Here is a 20,307-nt window from a genome sequence, read left to right on the forward strand (position 1 = left end):
TTTTTTTCGTGGAACGGCTTGTCTAGCGTGATATACTTTTTACAGGATGAGCGGCCGTAACTGCCGCCATAGGTTTTACATCAGAAGGAGGAACCACTTTGCAGTCTGCTGTTTTACACATAGAGAACGTCGATAAACAAATTGGTCGGCATCAAATTTTGCAACATATTTCGATAGACATTAGGCAAGGGGAAATTGTCGGTTTACTTGGACCAAATGGGTCTGGAAAAACGACCTTGATTCGATTGATCGTTGGCTTGATGAAAAAAAACAACGGCCGGATCATCATAAATGGATATTCTCAAGATGATGATCATCTAAAGGCGATGTCATCTGTTGGGGCGATCATAGAAAATCCGGAATTTTATTCATATTTAACAGGTTTTGAAAACCTTGAGCTGTATGCGTCTATGCATGATGGAGTTTCAGAAGAGCGCATTCTTGAAGTGGTAAAAAGAGTTCGTCTGGAGCACGCCATTCACCAGAAGGTCAAAACGTATTCACTAGGGATGAAACAAAGGCTCGGGATTGCACAAGCCATTTTGCATAAGCCCAATCTGCTCATTTTAGATGAACCAACAAATGGGCTTGATCCCGCAGGAATGAAGGAGTTTCGAGAGCACTTGCAACTGCTTGTACAAGAAGAAGGTGTCTCTGTGTTATTTGCTACACATCTTTTGCATGAAGTAGAAGAGCTTTGTGACCGCATGATCATCATCCAAAAAGGACAGATCAAAGCCAATACAAACCTTCGCGACATGGAAGGGAAAGAGCAGGTACTGATGAATATTCAGCCAGTAGAAAAGGCAGTTTCATGGCTAGATACGCAAGGATATACATATGAACAAAGGGATCAACATGTGCTGGTTCAACTGAATAAAGACCGTGTGCCGGAGCTGAATAAACAGCTTGTCTTAGCAGAATTTGATGTACTTGAAATGACGCCTCAAAAACAATCAATTGAAGAGGCCTTTATGAAATGGACGGAAGGCGGGACGGCAGATGCTTCAACTCATCAAGAATGAACATAAAAAAATCACGAGACAAAAGATCACATTCATTGCACTTGGACTGATTGTTGTCTTTCAATTGACGATGGCTCTAGCATTGAAACGAGTCATTTCCGGGCTTGGCGGGCAAGATACAGTCGCAAACTATTTTGCTTATTCCACGAATGTTGTGTTTATTTTACAAGTGTTCGCTGTCGTGATTGGCGCCACATTGATCTCAACAGAGTTTCAAAAAAGAACCATCAAGTTCTTGTTGATTCGGCCAAAGACAAGGCTTCATATTTTCTTGTCAAAATACATCACTCTTGTGCTGATGGTCCTTTACCTGTTTGTTTTTTATTATGTGTTCGCTTTTCTTTTTGGCCTTATTTTCTTTGGTACTGATTTTGATGAAAGCACTGGGCGATTATTTCTGCACACATTTGCTGTGATTGGATCACAGTGGGTGGAAGTAGTCATGATGGCAAGCTTTGCTTTTCTGTGCTCAAGTTTGTTTAGAAACAGTCTGATTGCACTTGTGACTTCATTTTTCGTCTTATACGCAGCGAAATCATTAGTGTCGATCATGTCTCTGTTAGAAAATCAGTGGGGGAAAATTCTACTTTTCGCTAATACGGACTTCACACAATACAGTTTTCAAGGTCCGCCGCTCTTTCAGGGCATGAACCCTCTGTTTTCGCTATTCATTGTAGGGGCGCATTTCGTTTTCTTTGTTGGTGCTGCTTGGCTCCTTTTTTGGAAGCGTGATGTAAATGTGTAAAAATTGTGTCAAATAACAAGAAAAATTCGTGACATCTTTGTGAAAACGAGTCTGTATTTCACGATAACCGGCTGATTTTGTCTTATAATAAGACAGAGTCATGGAGGTGGCACTATCGTGAAAAATTTTATTACGGCTTTACCTATTTTGTTGCTGTTGTCGTTTTCGTTTGTGTCTTTTGCCTTCCAGTTTGATCATCTTGTTTATTTCAGACTAGCGCTAGGGATCTTTTCATTAGCGGGTCTTTTCTTTCTGTATACATTTAAAAGAAACATGAAATGGTTCATGGTCTATTTATATGCGAGCTGGATCGTTCTTGCTGCCGTTACGACATTTGAAGAACCCGTGTTTTCACAATTCTTCTTCGGTGGTTTAACGATGACAATGGGTTATCTGACATATATGCTCATCTATTTAGGAATGAAGCAAGACCGTGTAGCGAAATCACATTAAAACAAAAGCCGATAAAATCGAAGAATAGATTTTATCGGCTTTTTTCTTTTCTTTAGGCAAATAAAAAAGCAGCCATCTGTTTGACTGCTCTTCTTGTGTTTATGATTCACGTCCAGCAGCGGCAAGCTGCTTTTGGTGCTTTTTATCGATGGTTTCGTATATACTTTCCATCATTTTAGGGTCTTGCATGATCGCTTCCTTGTTTTCTTCAATCAATTGCTGATACGTTTTGATTTTCTTCTTAGACATGTAACTCAACGCTCCTTTGGTAGAATGGACTCTATAAGATTTCACATAGATGAAATTGATAATCATTTTCAATTAGCAACTCCATTATACAAAGCAGAATGTCATAAGTAAAGATTCAATTCAGAAAATTCACGTAACCGACATATTCCCATCCATATCGACGATGAATTCTTTCCCAGGAAATAATCCGCTGTCAAACCTTGTCATGAAATCAGATCAAACATTCCTGCCTATGTTGAAACGTTTTAGCCGTACATCTCGTCTTATGAAGAGATTTGATTTAAAAGGATATAAAAAAAGACACCAGCATGAGTTGGCTGATGTCCCCATTCAAATGAGTTATGAAACGTGTTCTTGAAGAAACTCCGTTACTTCTTCAGGTGATTTAGCGTTGGCACTGTGTAAATGACCTGTTTTTTCGCCATTTTTGAAAATTAACAGGCTAGGAATTCCCATGACCTGATACGTTTCCGCTAACTCAGGAAAGTCGTCTTTGTTTATTTCAAACCATTCATTCTGAGCATAAGCCTCTAAAATGTCTGGAATGAACATGTCCATTCTAGTGCAATCAGGGCACCATGTCGCAAAGAATTTAACGATGACCTCTTTGTCTGATTGAATGATTTCGTTGAATTGTTCAGTGCTTGTAATTTTTTTCAATTTGTCACAACTCCTTTTCAATGTCATTTTAATATAAAATAAAGGCGAATGACATACAAATGCTCGGGGGGCGCTTACAACCTTTACAAATCATTTCAATTCCGTAACAACAAAAATTAATTAGAGCATTTTTGCTTGAAAGTGATAAGATAGTAAAGATGAATTTTAGTGGGGGGAGTATCCATTGAAAATAAGTTTAGGATTGGTTTACGGCGGAAAGTCAGCCGAACATAATGTATCACTGCAAACAGCCCTTGCAGTTACGAAAGCACTTAACACTGAGAAGTTCGATATACATCCGATTTATATTACAGAAGAGGGCGAATGGCTAAGAGGAGAAAAACTCACTGAACCAGTATCAAACGTCAAAATGCTTCAATTTGAACAAAATGCAAAGACGTTTTTACCAACTTCTTTAAATGAAAGCATGTTTCCACAGCCTGCAGCAGCTGATGAAAAGATTGATGTTGTCTTTCCATTGCTACATGGACCAAATGGTGAAGATGGGACCATGCAAGGGTTACTTGAACTATTGAACATCCCGTATGTCGGTAACGGCGTTCTTGCGTCTGCTGCGGGTATGGATAAAGTCATGATGAAAGATGTGTTTGCTCAAGCTGGGCTTGCGCAGGCAAAGCATCTTTCCTTCAATAAAAAGGATTATGAGAAAGCCATATCAGACAGCCTAGAACAGGTAGAAGCAGTTCTTGGGTATCCTTGTTTTGTGAAACCTGCCAACATGGGATCAAGTGTCGGAATTAGTAAATGCCGCAGCAAAGAAGAGCTTCAAACAGCATTTGAATTGGCTTTCCAATATGATCGTCGTGTTGTTGTGGAAGAAGGCGTTGTAGGACGAGAAATCGAAATTGGTGTATTAGGAAATGACGAGCCGAAATGCTCAGTCGTTGGTGAGATTGCACCTAAAACAGATTTTTATGACTATAAAGCAAAATATGAAGATGGCGATACAGATTTGATCATTCCTGCGAGTGTGTCAGAGGAAGAGTACAAGACGATTCACGATATGGCGATCAAGGCATTTAAAGCCATTGATGGATCTGGCCTCGTACGTGCAGATTTCTTCCTAACAGAAGAAGGCGAAGTGCTGATCAATGAAGTGAATACTATGCCAGGATTCACACCTTTTAGTATGTTCCCGCTTCTTTGGAAACATACTGGTGTAGAGTATCCTGAGTTGATTGAGAAGCTGGTGTCACTTGCAATTGAACGCCATCAAGAAAAACAAACCATTAAAACCACTTTTTAATGTAAGAAGCAAGCAGACACTATCCTACAGGTAGTGTCTCTTTTCCTTCAAACGTGAAATGAGAAAGAGAGGCGAAAAAACATGATCAAACGTACAGTGAAACAAGTCGCCCAAATGGCTGGTGGCACATTATCGAATGAAGCTTTTGGCGAAGAACAGATACACGGAGTGACAACAGATACACGAAAAGTATCAAAAGGCGCACTATTTATCCCGCTTATCGGGGAACATTTTAACGGTCACACTTTTGCTTCAAAAGCAGTGGAGCTTGGAGCGGCAGCTGTTCTTTGGAATGAAACAGAAGCGAACCCACCATCTGGTGTACCTGTCATTCTTGTAGAGGATACTCTGACAGCACTCCAACAGCTTGCGAAATCATACTTAAAAGAGGAAAACCCTCGAGTTGTCGGTATTACTGGAAGTAATGGCAAAACAACGACGAAAGACATGATCCATTCTGTCCTACAAACGACATACAGAGTCCATAAAACAGATGGAAACTTTAATAATCATATTGGACTTCCGCTGACCATCCTTGCAATGCCAGAAGGAACAGAGATTGCTGTATTAGAGATGGGCATGAGTGCAAAAGGAGAAATCGAATTTTTATCTAATCTCGCTGAACCTGATGCAGCTGTCATCACCAATATTGGAGAATCTCATATGCAGGATCTAGGATCAAGAGAAGCCATTGCAGATGCAAAATGTGAGATCACAAAAGGGTTAAAAGAGGATGGGACTTTTTATTATTTAGGAGACGAGCCTTTACTCCGCCAAAGAGCAAATGCCCTGGCACGTAGCGTAAAAACATTTGGGGAATCAGAGGACTGTGATATCAAGGTGATTCACATCCACCAACTCGCTGAAGGCACTGAATTTCAAGTGGAAGGATACGCTCAAGGGTTTCTCATTCCTGTATTAGGGAAACACAATGTAAAGAATGCTCTTGCAGCTATTGCAATCGGCCAGCATTTCAATCTGAATGAAAGGCAAATTGCCCAAGGGCTAATGCAAACGAAATTGACAGGCATGCGTTTAGAACTGTTTAAAACAGATAAGGGCATCACGGTTATCAACGATGCGTATAATGCGAGTCCTACGTCGATGAAAGCAGCGATTGATCTTGTAGGAGATATGGATGGCTTTGCTAACCGCATACTCGTTCTCGGAGATATGCTGGAGATGGGCAGTGAAGAAGAGACCTATCATTTTGAAGTAGGGGAATACATTAAGCCTGAGTTTATTGATCATGTTTTAACGTTTGGCCGTCTTGGCGCATTCATTGCTGAAGGAGCGAAGAAAGCATTTGGAGACGACCGCGTGTCTTCTTATATGGACAAAGAAGAACTGAAGAAAAAACTAGCGGATGTGGCAGGACCTGACGATGTCGTTCTTGTCAAAGCTTCCCGTGGCATGAGATTGGAAGACGTGATTACTGCACTATAAAACAGATCGGCAAAGAAGGTGACAGGGTGATTGGCTGTCTATGTATACACGGTTTTACTGGTGCCCCGTATGAAGTAGAGCCACTTGCAGAATATTTAAAGCAGACGACAGATTGGACGGTACAATCTGTCACGCTTCCGGGGCATGGGGAGGAACTTCAGCTCAAAGGCATTCTCTATCAGGAGTGGATTGCCACCGCTGAATTAGAACTCTTATCCCTTTACCGAACATGTGACACCATTTATTTGGTCGGCTTTTCTATGGGCGGGATGATTGCCTCATATTTAGCAGCGAAGTATCCAGTGTCCCGTCTTGTTCTGTTAAGTGCTGCTGCTAAATATGTTAACCCAAAACAAATGATTCAAGACACAAGGCAGATGGTGAAGGAATCCTTGTCTGGTTTGATTGATACGAACCCATTGTATGATCGATATCGTCATAAGCTGACGAGTACACCGCTATCAGCTGCTGTAGAATTTATGAAATTGGTGAAGCAAACGAAAGGCTCTCTTGAAAAGCTACATCTACCAGTCTTGATCGTTCAAGGTGAAAGTGATGGGATCGTACCCGCTTCTAGTGCAGAATTCATTTATCATAAAATCCCGTCCCGTCAGAAAGAAATGTTCTATTTACCTGATTGTAAACATCACGTTTGTCATGAGCCTTGTGCACAGCAATTGTTTGAGAAAGTCGAACAATTTCTAAAAAAAACAATTTAATCTATAGAAAAGCTAAAATGTGGCTAAACTAATATAAATTGAATCCCACTTGTTAAAATTTGCATCATTTCTGTCGAATGAGTGACAGGCCTATGTTACAATAGGTAAGAAAAGGTGGTCGATTCGGTTGTTTCAATATGACGGAAAAACCTTTGTCCCGCAGTCTAATTCGAGCAATGGGGAAGTATCGGAAGGAACCATTTTTCAATATCGTCAGGACGGGAATATTTTAACGGGCACATATCAAGGCGGCAGTATTCAATCTGGCGTACTTGTAGGAACTGTGTATAAAGACGGAGCACTTCATTTTAGATATCACCATGTAAGCAAGGATGGCAGCATGAGAAGCGGTTCATGTCATTCCACTCCTAAGCAGCTGGATAACGGAAAAATTCAACTGTTTGAAAAGTGGAAATGGATGGACGGAGATCAAAGTGAAGGTGAATCTGTCATTGTGGAGCAGTAGATATATCCATTTCTGTCTTGTTGAAAAACAAATAGTGTAATGGTAAGATATAAGGTAGGGTAATTCGGGCTTTGTATATAATGGACCTGTCCTTTCATACAAAGGGCAGTTTTTAATGATCATTCACGAGATTACTGAAACAGCAATTAGAAGGAGTTTGAATAATTTGACTATAACGTTTCAAGATTTTCAATTAAGCGAAAGTCTCATGAAAGCTATTAACCGCATGGGATTTGAAGAAGCAACACCGATTCAAGCGGAAACAATTCCTCTCGGTCTTCAGAATAAAGATGTCATTGGACAAGCACAAACAGGAACAGGAAAAACTGCAGCGTTTGGTATTCCTCTTGTAGAAAAAATCGACCCAGCGTCTCCAAATATCCAAGCGATTATCATTGCGCCAACAAGAGAATTAGCGATTCAAGTATCTGAAGAGCTATACAAAATTGGCCAAGACAAGCGTGCGCGCGTACTTCCGATTTACGGTGGACAAGATATCGGTCGCCAAATCCGTTCGCTCAAGAAAAATCCTCATATCATCGTAGGGACTCCAGGACGTTTACTCGATCACATTAACCGTCGTACAATGCGTCTTCAAAATGTTGAAACAGTCGTGCTTGATGAAGCAGACGAAATGCTCAACATGGGTTTCATCGAAGACATTGAATCGATCCTTTCAAATGTACCAAGTGAACACCAAACACTTTTATTCTCTGCGACAATGCCTGCACCAATTAAGCGTATTGCAGAACGTTTCATGACAAACCCAGAACACGTAAAAGTAAAAGCGAAAGAAATGACTGTATCTAACATCCAGCAGTTCTACTTGGATATCCATGAACGTAAAAAGTTTGATACATTGACTCGTCTTCTTGACATTCAATCACCTGAGCTTTCAATTGTCTTCGGCCGTACAAAGCGCCGCGTTGACGAATTGACTGAAGCACTGAACCTTAGAGGTTATACAGCTGAAGGAATTCATGGTGACTTGACTCAAGCGAAACGTATGGTTGCGCTTCGTAAATTTAAAGAAGGTTCAATCGATGTGCTTGTAGCAACAGACGTTGCAGCACGTGGACTTGATATCTCAGGTGTTACACATGTGTATAACTTCGACGTACCACAAGATCCAGAAAGCTATGTACACCGTATTGGACGTACTGGACGTGCTGGACGTACAGGTATGGCGATGACATTCATCACACCACGTGAAAAAGATATGCTTCGTGCGATCGAACAAACAACTAAACGTAAAATGGATCGTATGAAAGAACCAACACTAGATGAGGCAATCGAAGGACAACAACAAGTAACCATTGATCGTCTGCGCACAATCATCAGTGAAAACAACTTAAACTTCTACATGACAGCAGCTGCTGAATTATTAGAAGATCATGATTCTGTTACAGTGGTTGCGGCTGCCATCAAAATGATGACAAAAGAGCCGGATGCAACGCCTGTTCGTTTGACAGATGAAGCACCAATGATTTCAAAACGCAATCGTAACAACCGCAGCTCTTCTAAACGCAGAGACGGCGGCGGTGGTGGCGGCTATCGCGGAAAAAGCCGTTCATCTTACGGTGATAAAAAGCGTTCTTCAAATGACCGCAATCGTTCTTCTAACGATCGTCGTCAAAAGAAATCTTATAACAACTAATTCAAAAGCGAATCCTTTGCAGGGTTCGCTTTTTTTAACAGGCCTAATGAAACTTTTTAGGCTTTCTTTCGTAATATATTGATAGAAAAGTAAGAGAATGGGGGAAGAATGTGAGAAAACAGCCGCAACGTCAAATCAGCTTAAATGGATTAAAAGTATGGCGTCTTCAAAATGGAATTATCTCATTGATTTTCTTATTCATCATCATTGGGGTATTTGTAGCTAGTTATTATTTTCAATGGCCATATTGGATTGGAGCCATCCTCATCGGTTTGTGGATTTTACAGGTCATCTTCGGAATCTGGCTCATCCCGAAAATCCGCCATCACATCTGGCGCTATGAAGTATTTGAGAACGAAATTGAAATACAGCACGGATTGATTCGTGTCACACGTGTCATTGTGCCAATGGTACGTGTTCAGCATGTGGATACATCTCAAGGGCCGCTTTTAAGGCGCTACCGGTTGGCATCTGTTCAAATTTCTACGGCTGCGACAGTGCATGATATTCCGGCACTGGAATTAGAAGAGGCAGATGAGCTTCGCGATTACATATCTCGATTAGCAAGGGTGACGGAAGATGATGTCTGAACCAAAACGTGTACATCCAATCTCGATGTTCATTGATTTTATATCAGATGCCGTATCCATGATCAAAAACTTCATTATCCCTTTTTTCGTGCTTATTTTTGTGAACTCGAATTCAAGTATTCGTTTTTATGCGTTCATTATTCTTGGGGTGCTTCTTTTATGGAAAGCTGTTTCAACCGTTTTAGCATGGAGACGATTCACCTACCGAATGGAAGACGATGAATTTCGAGTGGAATCAGGTGTCATCACCAAAAAGAAAAAGTATATCTCGTTAGAAAGAATTCAAACGGTGAATACAAGTGAAGGTATCTTCCAGCGGATCTTTGGTTTGGTTCGGGTGCAAATCGAAACGGCAGGCGGGACGGATGGACCTGAAGTGAGCCTGACGGCCATTACAAAAGCAGAAGCTGAGCAACTAAAGCAATCGATTTTCAACCGGAAGAAAAGCTTGCAACAAGAAGAAATGATTGATGAAAATTTAGATTTCCCTGATTCTCTGACAGCGCAACAGCCTGTAGAAAAAGAAATCAGTGTTTCCTACCGAATGGGTATACCAGAGCTGCTTTTGGCTGCGACCACTTCAAGCGGAATCGGCGTCATTATTTCTGGGTGTCTCGCCATTTACACACAAATAGATGAAATTCTACCTTTGGACGGATTCCTTAAACGGTTTTCTTTTTTAAGTCATGCGAGTGTTGAGATTTATGCGATTCTCATATTTATTGCCGTATTGATTGCGTGGATTCTTAGTGTTGGGGTAACAGCCCTTCAATATGCGAATTTTACCGCAAAACGAAAAGGGAAAGACATCATCATCACAAGAGGACTCATCGAAAGGCATCAAATGACCCTTCCGCTTGCGAGAATTCAAGCAGTGAAAATCAAAGAAAATATTCTGCGTGAACCATTTGGTTTTGCGACGGTCATGCTTGTCAGCGCAGGAGGTTCCATTACAGAAAAAGAGACCTCTTCTGTCTTATTTCCACTCATACGGAAGAAAAAGATCAATGAATTGTTAACGCAATTTACAGATCAATATCAGCTGGCACCAGAAAGTGAATTGAAAAAAGTGCCGAAGCGTTCACTAAAACGTTATCTGATATCTTACGGATTTGTTCCATTACTTGTAGGTATAATCCTTTCTGTACGTTTTCCACCATGGGGGTATTTGGCGCTGATTCCATTACCATTTGCCTTGTTTTTTGGGTATTTAGCCTATAAACAATCAGGATATGTGATCAAAGATCAACTGATTCAATTAACGACAAGAGGTATCGGCAAGACCACCGGAATTGTTTTAAGAAAACGAATGCAAAACTATACGATGACCCAATCCTATTTTCAAAAGAAAGGGCGGGTGGCAAGTATTCACACCTTTGTGAAGTCCTCTGCCTTGCTTGATTCCTTTGGTGTGCATCACCTTGAAGAGGAAGATGCTGAACGTGTATGCGATTGGTATTCCTATGAAACGAATCAATCAACTTAAACAAAAAATGTCGATCAGCTCCCGTTAAACGGAGTGATCGACATTTTTTATGAGCTTAATAGCGTCGTTTTTTTGAATGGAAGAATAGAGTGATCGGTGCTAGGATCATGCCGCCTATCAATCCAAATAAGTGGGCCATGATGTTGATGTTCGAGTTGACGAACGTCATAATAACAGAGACGCCGAGAATCGTTAAGATCACCTGAGAATTACCACGGTCCATCATATGCGGTTTAAATAGGACAAGATAAAGATAGACGCCAAATAAACCAAATATCGCACCAGAAGCCCCGACATGTACGTACTCTAAAGGCTCCACCCAATAGGTTCCGAGATTGCCAATGAATCCAGCACCCAGATAAATCACAAGAAATCGAACCTTTCCAAGCAAATACTCAAGTGCTGGAGCGAATAGGAAGAGCGACATGGAATTGAACAGAATATGTGTCAGACTTCCGTGAAGAAAAATAGGCGTTAAAAGCCGCCACCATTCTCCTGCTGCAACACCATAATTAAAACCAACGAGATGGTCCTGCCCAAGCTGGATCATTGGAATAGGGATCGCAAATAAAAGCCATAGGCCGATTTGCAAAGCAAGGATCGCTGTTACGATTGGATACGATCTAATAAATTGTTGAAAGCTCTCCGTTCGAATAAACATAACAAACCCCTTTTGACTAGATAATGGTAAGTTTATAGTAACACGTTTATGAAGCGAACATCCAAATTAGTACGAGTATCATAGGAGGTACCTCATGATTAAAGGAATCGGTATGGATATTGTAGAGATCGGCCGGCTGTCACGAGTTCTTAGCAGGCAGCACCGTTTACCAGAAAGAATTTTGACTTTACGTGAACAGGAAGTCTTTCACACACTAAGTGAAAAGAGACAGCTGGAGTTTCTGGCAGGGCGTTTTGCGGCGAAAGAAGCATTCGCAAAAGCATACGGTACGGGAATTGGTCAGTATATAAGCTTTCACGACATCGAGATACAAAAAGATGCAAACGGAAAACCCCTCATCAAAAGTGAGAAAACAAAAGAAGACTACGTTCATGTATCCATTACACACACAAAAGAATATGCTGCAGCACAAGTTTTAATTGAAAGGTTGTCAAGCTAGTCTGCATATTGTTTGTCCCCCCTTCATATATTGGGTAGTGCGATAAGGAAGGGCGAGTTGCTAACAGGCTTTGATGGTTCGCGGTACGCAGTTAACTCTTGAGGCGTACTGTTAAAGTCAAACAAGCGGTTTCTTCCTTTTAACACAATTAACGAAGGGGTTGAAAAGGGTGAGAAAAAGCTTTGTTTTGCTTGTAACGGGGATCCTTTTTGTATTGATTCTCTCCGCATGCGGTCAAAAATCTCAACAAGATATCGTTGGAGATTTAAACAAAAAGGCAGAGGAAATGACATCATACAAAGCCAAAGCAAAAATGACCATTGAGACAGGAAATGATCCGCAGGAATACCATGTGGAAATTTGGTACAAGAAGCCGGAGCTTTACCGTGTCTATTTAGAAAATCCGAAGAAGGATCAGAGTCAAGTCATTTTAAGAAATGGCAATGGTGTATTTGTGCTGACACCTTCATTAAACAAAAGCTTCCGCTTCCATAGTGATTGGCCGAACAACAGCAGTCAGGTGTATTTATTTGAATCACTTGTGAAAGACATTAAAAATGACAGTGCAGCTCAGTTCAAAGCAAAAGAGTCGAAGTACGTTTTTGAAACAAAAACCAACTATCAGCACAACCAAATGCTGCCGACCCAAGAGATTACCTTTCATAAAAAAACAATGGCGCCTGCTAGTGTGAAAGTACTGGATAGCGATAAAAAGCCAATGGTGAAAGTAGAATTCTCTCACTTTGAATTCAACAAATCCTTTGACAAAGACGCCTTTGATGAGAAGAAAAATATGACACTTTCTCAAATGGATGTTGCCACAAGCGCAGATCCATCTGACAGCTTTGCTGTGAAAACGCCTGTGGATATGCCAGAGGGCGTGAAGAAAATGGAAGAGAAAGAAATGACAACAGATGCTGGAAAGCGGTATGTGATGACGTATGGCGGAAAGAAATCCTTCACGCTCATTCAGGAAAAAGCGCGGGTAGCAGAAGCGTCTACGCCTGTGACGATGAATGGCGAGCCAGTCGATCTTGGCATGACAGTGGGTGTTCTGACAGACAAATCTCTTTCTTGGACATCTGATGGAGTTGACTACTTAATTTCTTCAAGTGATTTATCGAAAGAAGAACTCTTAATGGTCGCCAAAAGTGTAGAAGGACAGTCAGCGAAATAGGCGAGATTCTTAACATAACAACAAATCAGCCCTGTGCAGGGGCTGATTTTCTTTGAGTTGTTTCACATTATTCTGGATTTTTAGTATCATAATGAAGTATTGAATCATTCAATAGGGAAGTGTGATGAATGGACACAAATGCCTTTTATAGAGACACATGGGCAGAAATTGATTTAACAGCAATCAAGCATAATGTTTCACATATGAAAGACCATATTGGTCAAAGCGTCCAACTAATGGCTGTTGTGAAAGCCAATGCATATGGACATGGAGATATAGAAGTGGCAAGAGCTGCCCTCGAAGCAGGAGCAGACCTGTTAGCCGTCGCTTTTTTAGATGAAGCCATTTCTTTAAGAAATAAAGGCATCAAAGCCCCGATTCTTGTGCTCGGCGCAGTACCGTCAGAGTATGTCAAAGTCGCCGTTAGATACAACGTTATCATGACCGCTTACTCGATCGATTGGCTGAGAGAAGTCGTCAAAGTGATGAAAGGGCAGATGGGACAACCCATTCGTTTCCACTTGAAAATCGACAGCGGCATGAATCGGTTAGGTGTGAAAACAATCGAGCAGGTGAGCGAAGTAAAAGAGCTTGTCCACGATCATTCTTTTTTACAGCTGGAAGGCGTATTTACTCACTTTGCCACAGCGGATGAAAAAGATGAAAACTACTTCGGTATGCAGGTTGATACGTTTAAAACATTGCTTCAACCGCTTCATACGGACAAACTGCTCATTCATTGCGCCAACAGTGCAGCAGGTCTAAGGTTTAAAGACACTTTATTCAATATGGTTCGTTTTGGCATCAGTATGTACGGGCTGTCGCCGTCGGAAGAAATCAAAGATGAATTGCCGTTTCAACTGGAAGAAGCATTATCTCTTCATACAAAACTTGCACATGTAAAGCCCATTCAAAAGGGTGAGAGCGTGAGCTATGGTGCAACTTATACAGCGAATCAAGATACATGGATTGGTACGATTCCAATCGGGTATGCAGACGGCTGGATCAGGAAGCTTGCCGGAACAGAAGTGCTCGTTGGCGGAAAACGCCGAAAGATTGCTGGACGGGTGTGTATGGATCAATTCATGGTTGATTTGAAAAAGGATATTCCGGCAGGGGAGCCAGTCGTGCTCATCGGCACACAAGGCGAAGACAGGATATCTGTCGATGAAATAGCCAAACGGCTTGAAACCATTAACTACGAAATCACTTGTTCTGTTGGCTACCGCGTCCCAAGAGTCTATATAGAGGACGGCGAAAGGGTTCATGTACGTAATCCGCTGCTTCAAGGCGGGCCAAGCTTTTTATAAACAGCATCCACGGGAACGATGTTCAAACTGACATCGTTCTCTTTTATTCTACAAAGGCATCATAAACATTCTCCCTTTTTTAGAGATTTTGGAAATACCGTATGATTTTCGGAAAAAAGCGTATAATGGGAAAGAGGAACTCCATTATCATCTTGATTTACGGGTGGCGAGCCGCTTCATGTTCTAATAAGAAATCATGAAAAAACAGCTTTGCTTGTGCATTGAATAATGGTATGATTAGTCTTGGAATGGATCGAAACGGTATCCGTAAGTTTTGTGGAGGTGTATGTTTTTTGTCTGAATCCAGCGCAACAAATGAAATGAAGATTCGACTGCCGGAGGCTTTAATGTCTGAGATCGAACGAGTAGCAGAGCAGGATAAGGTAACAAGAAATGAATTGATCTACCGAGCGACAAAAACGTATATTCGTGAACGTAATATTCGACAAAATCGTGAATCGATGAGACGCGGCTACATGGAGATGGCGAAAATTAATCTGAATATCTCTTCAGAGGCACAATACGCAGAATTTGAGGCTGAGAATACAGTTGAGCGATTAGTCAGCGGGGGTTAAACATTTGATTGTTAAACGCGGTGATGTTTACTTTGCTGATTTATCTCCTGTTGTTGGCTCCGAGCAGGGCGGGGTTCGCCCGGTATTGGTGATTCAAAATGACATTGGAAATCGCTTCAGCCCGACTGCTATCGTTGCAGCCATAACAGCCCAAATACAAAAAGCGAAATTACCGACTCACGTCGAAATTAATGCAAAGCGCTACGGCTTTGAACGAGATTCTGTCATTCTTTTGGAACAGATTCGTACGATCGATAAACAAAGATTGACAGATAAAATCACACATCTTGATGATGAGATGATGGAGAAGGTTGATGAAGCCTTACAAGTTAGTTTGGCTCTTATTGATTTTTAATATGGTGATACTTGGTTGCTCTACTGGGAGCAACTTTTTTTGTGTTCAATTTTTTTTAACGTTATAATGAAGAAAGACTAGAGAAGAGCTTTAAATGTAAGTAGGGGGTAAAACATGTCGAATCATATCGTGTTAGCTTTTGCAAGAAAGCACCAAAAGGAATTAGAAAAAGAGTGGACGGACATTTTAAAACGACTCGGAGAAAAAGAAACGGACATGATGCTGAACGACAAAATGTATGAAACCATCTGTTCGGAATATGTTCAACTCATCATTACATCTCTTTCAGAGGGGGATCATGAGGATTTTGAAGAAAAAGTGCAAAATTTTGCTTTAAAAATTGTTCAAATGGGTATATCACTTAAGTTACTGGCAAACGGTCTAACAGAAATCCGTACACATTTATATGAAAAAATGAACGATGACAAAGATACAACACAAGAAAGTCATGACCTCATCTGGCAAATCGATCGATTCATCACACCCATCCATAATGAGATCTTAAACCAGTATTCCATCTCATGGGAAAAAACCGTCAGCCTTCAAAAAATTGCGCTGCAGGAACTTTCTGCCCCGCTAATCCCTGTATTTGAGCACATCACCGTCATGCCACTTGTTGGAACAATTGATACAGATCGTGCGAAAAAAATTATGGAGAACCTGCTTAATGGTGTCGTCAAACATCGCTCACAGGTCGTCTTGATTGATATCACGGGTGTACCTGTCGTGGACACAATGGTGGCCCACCATATCATTCAAGCGTCAGAGGCTGTGAGATTAGTAGGAGCGAAGTGTTTACTTGTCGGTATTCGCCCAGAAATAGCCCAAACGATCGTTAACCTTGGAATTGATTTATCTCAGGTTACAACAAAGAATACCCTTCAAAAAGGAATTCAAACTGCTTTGGAAATGACAAATCGAAAAATTGTTTCATTGGAGGGATAACCAATTGAGAAATCACCCGAAGATTCCAATCTTAAAATTATATAATTGTCTTCTGATTTCAATACAGTGGGAGCTTGATGATCAAACAGCTCTTCACTTTCAAGAAGACTTGCTGAATAAAATTCATGAAACAGGAGCAAACGGTGTGGTCATTGACTTAACATCCGTCGATATGATTGATTCATTTATCGCCAAGGTATTAGGTGATGTGATCACCATGTCCAAGCTCATGGGGGCAAAAGTTGTATTAACAGGAATACAACCGGCAGTCGCTGTGACGCTTATTGAACTTGGCATTTCACTGGAAGAAATTCAGACAGCACTAGATCTTGAACAAGGGCTTGAGACACTGAAGCGGGAATTGGGGGAATAGATATGAAAGACCAATCCTGTGTAAAAATATTGACGGAATGGGACATAGTCGCAGCAAGACAATTGGGGCGCAATGTTGCAAAAGAACTTGGTTTTGGAACAGTTGACCAAGCAAGAATTACGACGGCCATTTCAGAATTAGCTCGTAACATCTATTTATACGCTGGTAAAGGTCAGATTTGTATAGAAGAAGTAATGGAGCGCGGAAAGCGTGGACTCAAAGTCATCGCAGCCGATGAGGGTCCTGGCATTATGGATATACGTAAAGTAATGGAAGACGGATTTTCTACATCAGGCGGACTCGGAGCAGGCTTGCCGGGCGTCAGAAGACTGATGGATGAATTTAAATTAGATTCCGCACCAGAACAAGGAACTGAGATACAAGCTGTCAAGTGGCTTCGCTAGGAGGGAAACCATGGATTTTAAGGAGGTAATGGAGCAGCGGTATCATCAGCTGCTCAGTCGTTATATCAGTGATTTAACTGAAACATCGCTTTATCAAGCTCAAAAATTTAGCCGTAAAACCATTGAGCATCAAATACCTCCTGAAGAAATAGTGAGTGTTCACCGAAAAGTGATTCAGGAGCTTTACCCTGATTTGCCGGAAGATGTCTTTCATTCACTAGACTTCTTAATTGAAGTCATGATTGGATACGGACTTGCCTACCAGGAGCATTTAACACTAAGAGGCATCCAGCAAGAAATTAAGTCGGAAATTGAAATTGCTGCAAATGTTCAGCAAACCCTTCTGGAAACGAAAATTCCAGAAGGAGACACATTTGATATCGGAGCCATCAGTGTGCCGGCAAAACAGATGAGTGGGGATTATTACCATTTCGTAACAGATCACGATACAATCAATATCGCGATTGCAGACGTCATTGGGAAAGGCATTCCAGCTGCGCTCTGTATGTCGATGATTAAGTATGCGATGGATTCCTTGCCAGAGTCAGGCAGCGGTCCAACGAAAGTGCTCAAAACCCTTAATCGTGTGGTCGAGCAAAACGTAGACCCAAGCATGTTTATCACCATGTTTTATGGCAGCTATAATAAAGAAACACATGAATTTAAGTACGCATCGGCTGGACATGAGCCGGGCTTTTTCTATTGCAAAAAAGAGAATCAATTTTACGATTTAGATGCAAAAGGTCTTGTCCTTGGAATCGCACCAGACTTTGATTACAGGGAGTATGAGCAGCATTTGGACGTAGGAGATATGGTGATCTTATTTTCAGATGGGGTCACCGAATCCAAGTCAGAGGACGGCTTCTTAGAGCGCGAAGATATCAAAGCGCTCATAGCAGAGCATCTTTCCTATTCAGCACAGGAAATGGTCGACGCTATCTATGCAAGCTTACTCAAATTACAAGATTTTCAGCTTCACGATGACTTTACTTTACTTGTCCTTAAAAGAAAGGTTTAGAAAGTGAATATGCGGGTATATAAAACTTTAGGAAACAAGAATTTCGAGGTGAATGCATAATGAATATGTCTGTAAAAGAGCATCAAATAGATCATAAGACGAAAATTAGTGTCAGCGGAGAAATCGATGTGTACTCTGCTCCTGAGCTGAGAGAAACCCTTATGCCCAAAGCAGAGAAAGGAGAGCATCTTGACATTTGTCTGAAAGATGTTACTTACATGGATAGTACAGGTTTAGGTGTGTTTGTTGGGCTGTTCAAAGCGGCTCAAAAAGCAGGAGGATCATTAAAGCTTGAGAACTTGTCGGATCGGCTTGTCAGATTGTTTGAAATCACTGGACTAAAGGACATCATTGACATTTCTGCAAAGTCAGAGGGTGGGGTACAATGAACGAATCAGTAGATCTAATCGAGATGAAAATACCGGCGAAACCAGAATACGTAGGCATCATTCGTCTGACTCTTTCAGGCGTTGCAAGCCGAATGGGCTATGCCTACGAAGAGATTGAGGACTTGAAAATTGCCGTCAGTGAGGCATGTACTAATGCAGTTCAGCATGCCTATAAAGGTGCAGATGGCGAAGATGGAGAGGTAGCTGTTCGCTTTCTTGTCTATGAAGATCGTCTAGAAATCATTGTCGCTGATAAAGGCGGTAGCTTTGACTTTAAGCAAAAGCAGGAAGACCTAGGGCCGTACACATCTGCTCATACGGTGGATCAATTGGCAGAAGGAGGTCTTGGTTTATACTTAATGCAAACATTGATGGATGAAGTCGAGGTGCAAGCAAACTCCGGAGTTACCGTGGCGATGACAAAGTTTTTAAACAGGGAGCGAGTTGACCATGACACAACCATCCAAAACTATGAAACTAACTAAAGATGAAGTGGATCGCCTCATTCAAAGCTATCAATCCAACCAAGACGAGCAGGCGCAGCTGACACTAGTTGAGTGTTATACAAATCTTGTGGATATGCTCGCGAAGAAATACTCCAAAGGAAAAAGCTTTCATGAGGATTTAAGACAAGTTGGAATGATTGGTCTACTCGGCGCAATTAAGCGTTATGATCCACTTGTCGGTAAGTCATTTGAGGCATTTGCCATTCCAACCATTATCGGGGAAATCAAACGCTTTTTACGTGATAAAACATGGAGTGTCCATGTACCAAGACGAATTAAAGAGCTTGGACCAAGAATCAAGATGGCAGTTGATCACCTGACAACGGAAACGCAAAAGTCACCTAAAGTACAAGAAATCGCAGAATATCTAGATGTAACAGAAGAAGAAGTTCTTGAAACAATGGAGATGGGCAAAAGCTATCAAGCGCTGTCTGTTGACCAAGGCGTAGAGGCAGATTCTGAAGGAAGCACTGTGACGATTTTAGACGTCGTCGGCTCACAAGAAGAAGGGTACGAACGTGTAAACCAAAAAATGATGCTTGAAAGTGTGCTTCACGTTCTGACAGATAGAGAAAAAGAAATTATCAATCTCACGTATTTGCAAAATAAAAGCCAGAAAGAAACAGGCGATTTACTCGGCATATCTCAAATGCATGTATCAAGGCTGCAGCGGAAGGCAGTTAAAAAGCTACGAGATGCATTGTCAGAAGATGCGTCTATGGAGCTAGGGTAATGAAGCAGATCGAACAGCATGAGCATGTAAACGCCATTATCTATCAATCGAACAAAGAAGGAAAATCATGCTGCGGGGACAGTTTTTTTATTAAAGCAGATGATGAAGAACTAATTTGTGCTGTAGCAGACGGATTAGGCAGCGGCCAGTTCGCCAATGAATCATCTTCTTTAGTCAGCGAAATTGTCGAAGAATATGGACATGAGGATGTAATAACCCTCATTGATAGATGCAATCAGGCCATGAAAAATAAACGCGGAGCCACTGTGGCCATATTGAAGGTGAATTTTTCCCAGCAGCAGTTTACCTATTGTTCGGTTGGTAACATTCGATTTATCTTGAATGCACCTTCTGGCGACTATATTTATCCACTTCCGACATCAGGATATCTATCAGGTAAACCTAGAAAATACAAAACATACACCTATTCCTACGAAAAAGGATCGACATTCATTATGTATTCAGACGGACTGAATGTGCCAAACATGCGAATGTGTTTAAAGCATAGCCATTCAGTTGCAGACATCGCCAAACAACTTGAAACATACACACAAGACAAGAAAGACGATCTCACCTATGTACTTGGTCAGCTTACATGAAATAGCTGACCTTTTTTCTGTTTTGCCAGTTTTTTTGAT

General features: G+C 41.3%; 26 protein-coding genes. 23 read left to right on the top strand and 3 right to left on the bottom strand.

The genetic code is table 11. The features are described from left to right. Window positions 1-98: 98 nt before the first annotated feature. The 3 genes from ACRRMM_RS17380 (at window position 99) to ACRRMM_RS17390 (ending at window position 2,223) form a co-directional block, all read left to right on the top strand. Complete coding sequence (locus ACRRMM_RS17380; RefSeq protein WP_428828786.1) at window positions 99-1,025, top strand: ABC transporter ATP-binding protein; 927 nt, start codon at window positions 99-101, stop codon at window positions 1,023-1,025. Next, on the top strand, window positions 1,003-1,770 hold the full coding sequence (locus tag ACRRMM_RS17385) for an ABC transporter permease (protein ID WP_148943814.1): 768 nt from the start codon (window positions 1,003-1,005) through the stop codon (window positions 1,768-1,770). The genes ACRRMM_RS17380 and ACRRMM_RS17385 overlap by 23 nt, the downstream gene beginning before the upstream one ends. A gap of 117 nt (window positions 1,771-1,887) precedes the next feature. After that, window positions 1,888-2,223: a hypothetical protein gene (locus ACRRMM_RS17390; RefSeq protein ID WP_008346939.1), complete on the top strand. Its 336-nt coding sequence runs from the start codon at window positions 1,888-1,890 to the stop codon at window positions 2,221-2,223. Window positions 2,224-2,322: 99 nt separating this feature from the next. Here ACRRMM_RS17390 and fbpB read toward each other — a convergent pair whose 3' ends face one another. Then, the gene (gene fbpB / locus ACRRMM_RS17395; protein ID WP_065461547.1) at window positions 2,323-2,472 is read right to left on the bottom strand and encodes a Fur-regulated basic protein FbpB; all 150 of its coding nucleotides are present in this window, start codon (window positions 2,470-2,472) and stop codon (window positions 2,323-2,325) included. A 339-nt stretch (window positions 2,473-2,811) separates the two neighbouring features. Beyond that, a complete protein-coding gene (locus tag ACRRMM_RS17400) occupies window positions 2,812-3,132 on the bottom strand; it encodes a thioredoxin family protein (RefSeq protein ID WP_008346934.1) in 321 nt (106 codons plus the stop codon). A gap of 184 nt (window positions 3,133-3,316) precedes the next feature. On the opposite strand from ACRRMM_RS17400, the gene ACRRMM_RS17405 reads away from it, so the two are divergent. From ACRRMM_RS17405 to ACRRMM_RS17435, 7 genes are all read left to right on the top strand, one after another. Continuing rightward, window positions 3,317-4,399: a D-alanine--D-alanine ligase gene (locus tag ACRRMM_RS17405; RefSeq protein WP_052320365.1), complete on the top strand. Its 1,083-nt coding sequence runs from the start codon at window positions 3,317-3,319 to the stop codon at window positions 4,397-4,399. Window positions 4,400-4,480: 81 nt separating this feature from the next. Beyond that, window positions 4,481-5,845, top strand: a complete 1,365-nt coding sequence (locus ACRRMM_RS17410) for a UDP-N-acetylmuramoyl-tripeptide--D-alanyl-D-alanine ligase (protein WP_017366659.1) — start codon at window positions 4,481-4,483, stop codon at window positions 5,843-5,845. A gap of 26 nt (window positions 5,846-5,871) precedes the next feature. After that, the gene (locus ACRRMM_RS17415) at window positions 5,872-6,564 is read left to right on the top strand and encodes an alpha/beta hydrolase (protein ID WP_428828787.1); all 693 of its coding nucleotides are present in this window, start codon (window positions 5,872-5,874) and stop codon (window positions 6,562-6,564) included. 127 nt (window positions 6,565-6,691) lie between these two features. Next, a complete protein-coding gene (locus ACRRMM_RS17420; RefSeq protein WP_008346926.1) occupies window positions 6,692-7,030 on the top strand; it encodes a hypothetical protein in 339 nt (112 codons plus the stop codon). A 166-nt stretch (window positions 7,031-7,196) separates the two neighbouring features. After that, window positions 7,197-8,687: a degradosome RNA helicase CshA gene (gene cshA, locus ACRRMM_RS17425; RefSeq protein WP_058214406.1), complete on the top strand. Its 1,491-nt coding sequence runs from the start codon at window positions 7,197-7,199 to the stop codon at window positions 8,685-8,687. Window positions 8,688-8,797: 110 nt separating this feature from the next. After that, on the top strand, window positions 8,798-9,277 hold the full coding sequence (locus ACRRMM_RS17430) for a PH domain-containing protein (protein WP_008346922.1): 480 nt from the start codon (window positions 8,798-8,800) through the stop codon (window positions 9,275-9,277). Further along, window positions 9,267-10,763, top strand: a complete 1,497-nt coding sequence (locus ACRRMM_RS17435; protein WP_007496492.1) for a PH domain-containing protein — start codon at window positions 9,267-9,269, stop codon at window positions 10,761-10,763. Before ACRRMM_RS17430 ends, ACRRMM_RS17435 begins: the two co-directional genes overlap by 11 nt. Window positions 10,764-10,818: 55 nt before the next feature. Here the strand turns inward: ACRRMM_RS17435 and ACRRMM_RS17440 are convergent, their stop codons facing one another. Further along, on the bottom strand, window positions 10,819-11,424 hold the full coding sequence (locus ACRRMM_RS17440) for a rhomboid family intramembrane serine protease (RefSeq protein ID WP_007496491.1): 606 nt from the start codon (window positions 11,422-11,424) through the stop codon (window positions 10,819-10,821). A gap of 94 nt (window positions 11,425-11,518) precedes the next feature. Between ACRRMM_RS17440 and acpS the strand changes: the two genes are divergently transcribed. The 13 genes from acpS to ACRRMM_RS17505 all read left to right on the top strand — a co-directional run bounded on the left by acpS (window position 11,519) and on the right by ACRRMM_RS17505 (window position 20,268). Further along, complete coding sequence (gene acpS / locus ACRRMM_RS17445; RefSeq protein WP_428828789.1) at window positions 11,519-11,884, top strand: holo-ACP synthase; 366 nt, start codon at window positions 11,519-11,521, stop codon at window positions 11,882-11,884. A 160-nt stretch (window positions 11,885-12,044) separates the two neighbouring features. Then, window positions 12,045-13,061: an outer membrane lipoprotein-sorting protein gene (locus ACRRMM_RS17450; protein ID WP_007496489.1), complete on the top strand. Its 1,017-nt coding sequence runs from the start codon at window positions 12,045-12,047 to the stop codon at window positions 13,059-13,061. Between the two features lie 128 nt (window positions 13,062-13,189). After that, the gene (alr, locus tag ACRRMM_RS17455) at window positions 13,190-14,371 is read left to right on the top strand and encodes an alanine racemase (RefSeq protein WP_144741116.1); all 1,182 of its coding nucleotides are present in this window, start codon (window positions 13,190-13,192) and stop codon (window positions 14,369-14,371) included. 293 nt (window positions 14,372-14,664) lie between these two features. Then, complete coding sequence (locus ACRRMM_RS17460) at window positions 14,665-14,946, top strand: hypothetical protein (protein ID WP_003214273.1); 282 nt, start codon at window positions 14,665-14,667, stop codon at window positions 14,944-14,946. A 4-nt stretch (window positions 14,947-14,950) separates the two neighbouring features. Further along, window positions 14,951-15,301, top strand: coding sequence for a type II toxin-antitoxin system endoribonuclease NdoA (ndoA, locus tag ACRRMM_RS17465; RefSeq protein ID WP_003214169.1), 351 nt, complete (start codon window positions 14,951-14,953; stop codon window positions 15,299-15,301). 114 nt (window positions 15,302-15,415) lie between these two features. Further along, the gene (locus tag ACRRMM_RS17470; protein WP_007496484.1) at window positions 15,416-16,246 is read left to right on the top strand and encodes an RsbT co-antagonist protein RsbRA; all 831 of its coding nucleotides are present in this window, start codon (window positions 15,416-15,418) and stop codon (window positions 16,244-16,246) included. A 4-nt stretch (window positions 16,247-16,250) separates the two neighbouring features. After that, window positions 16,251-16,619, top strand: coding sequence for an RsbT antagonist protein RsbS (rsbS, locus tag ACRRMM_RS17475; protein WP_003214235.1), 369 nt, complete (start codon window positions 16,251-16,253; stop codon window positions 16,617-16,619). A gap of 2 nt (window positions 16,620-16,621) precedes the next feature. Then, window positions 16,622-17,023, top strand: a complete 402-nt coding sequence (locus ACRRMM_RS17480) for an anti-sigma regulatory factor (protein ID WP_003214085.1) — start codon at window positions 16,622-16,624, stop codon at window positions 17,021-17,023. Between the two features lie 10 nt (window positions 17,024-17,033). Next, window positions 17,034-18,041 (top strand): PP2C family protein-serine/threonine phosphatase, encoded by a 1,008-nt coding sequence (locus ACRRMM_RS17485; protein ID WP_008346904.1) that lies wholly within the window; start codon window positions 17,034-17,036, stop codon window positions 18,039-18,041. A 59-nt stretch (window positions 18,042-18,100) separates the two neighbouring features. Further along, window positions 18,101-18,430, top strand: a complete 330-nt coding sequence (locus ACRRMM_RS17490) for an anti-sigma factor antagonist (RefSeq protein ID WP_008346902.1) — start codon at window positions 18,101-18,103, stop codon at window positions 18,428-18,430. After that, window positions 18,427-18,915: an anti-sigma B factor RsbW gene (gene rsbW, locus ACRRMM_RS17495; RefSeq protein WP_007496471.1), complete on the top strand. Its 489-nt coding sequence runs from the start codon at window positions 18,427-18,429 to the stop codon at window positions 18,913-18,915. The genes ACRRMM_RS17490 and rsbW overlap by 4 nt, the downstream gene beginning before the upstream one ends. Beyond that, entirely contained in the window at window positions 18,881-19,669 is a 789-nt protein-coding gene (gene sigB / locus ACRRMM_RS17500; RefSeq protein WP_012009000.1) for an RNA polymerase sigma factor SigB, read from the top strand. The genes rsbW and sigB overlap by 35 nt, the downstream gene beginning before the upstream one ends. Next, window positions 19,669-20,268 (top strand): PP2C family serine/threonine-protein phosphatase, encoded by a 600-nt coding sequence (locus tag ACRRMM_RS17505; RefSeq protein WP_046527092.1) that lies wholly within the window; start codon window positions 19,669-19,671, stop codon window positions 20,266-20,268. The genes sigB and ACRRMM_RS17505 overlap by 1 nt, the downstream gene beginning before the upstream one ends. Window positions 20,269-20,307: the final 39 nt, after the last annotated feature.

This window comes from Bacillus sp. XT-4 (assembly GCF_050864245.1).
GTDB lineage: Bacteria > Bacillota > Bacilli > Bacillales > Bacillaceae > Bacillus > Bacillus altitudinis.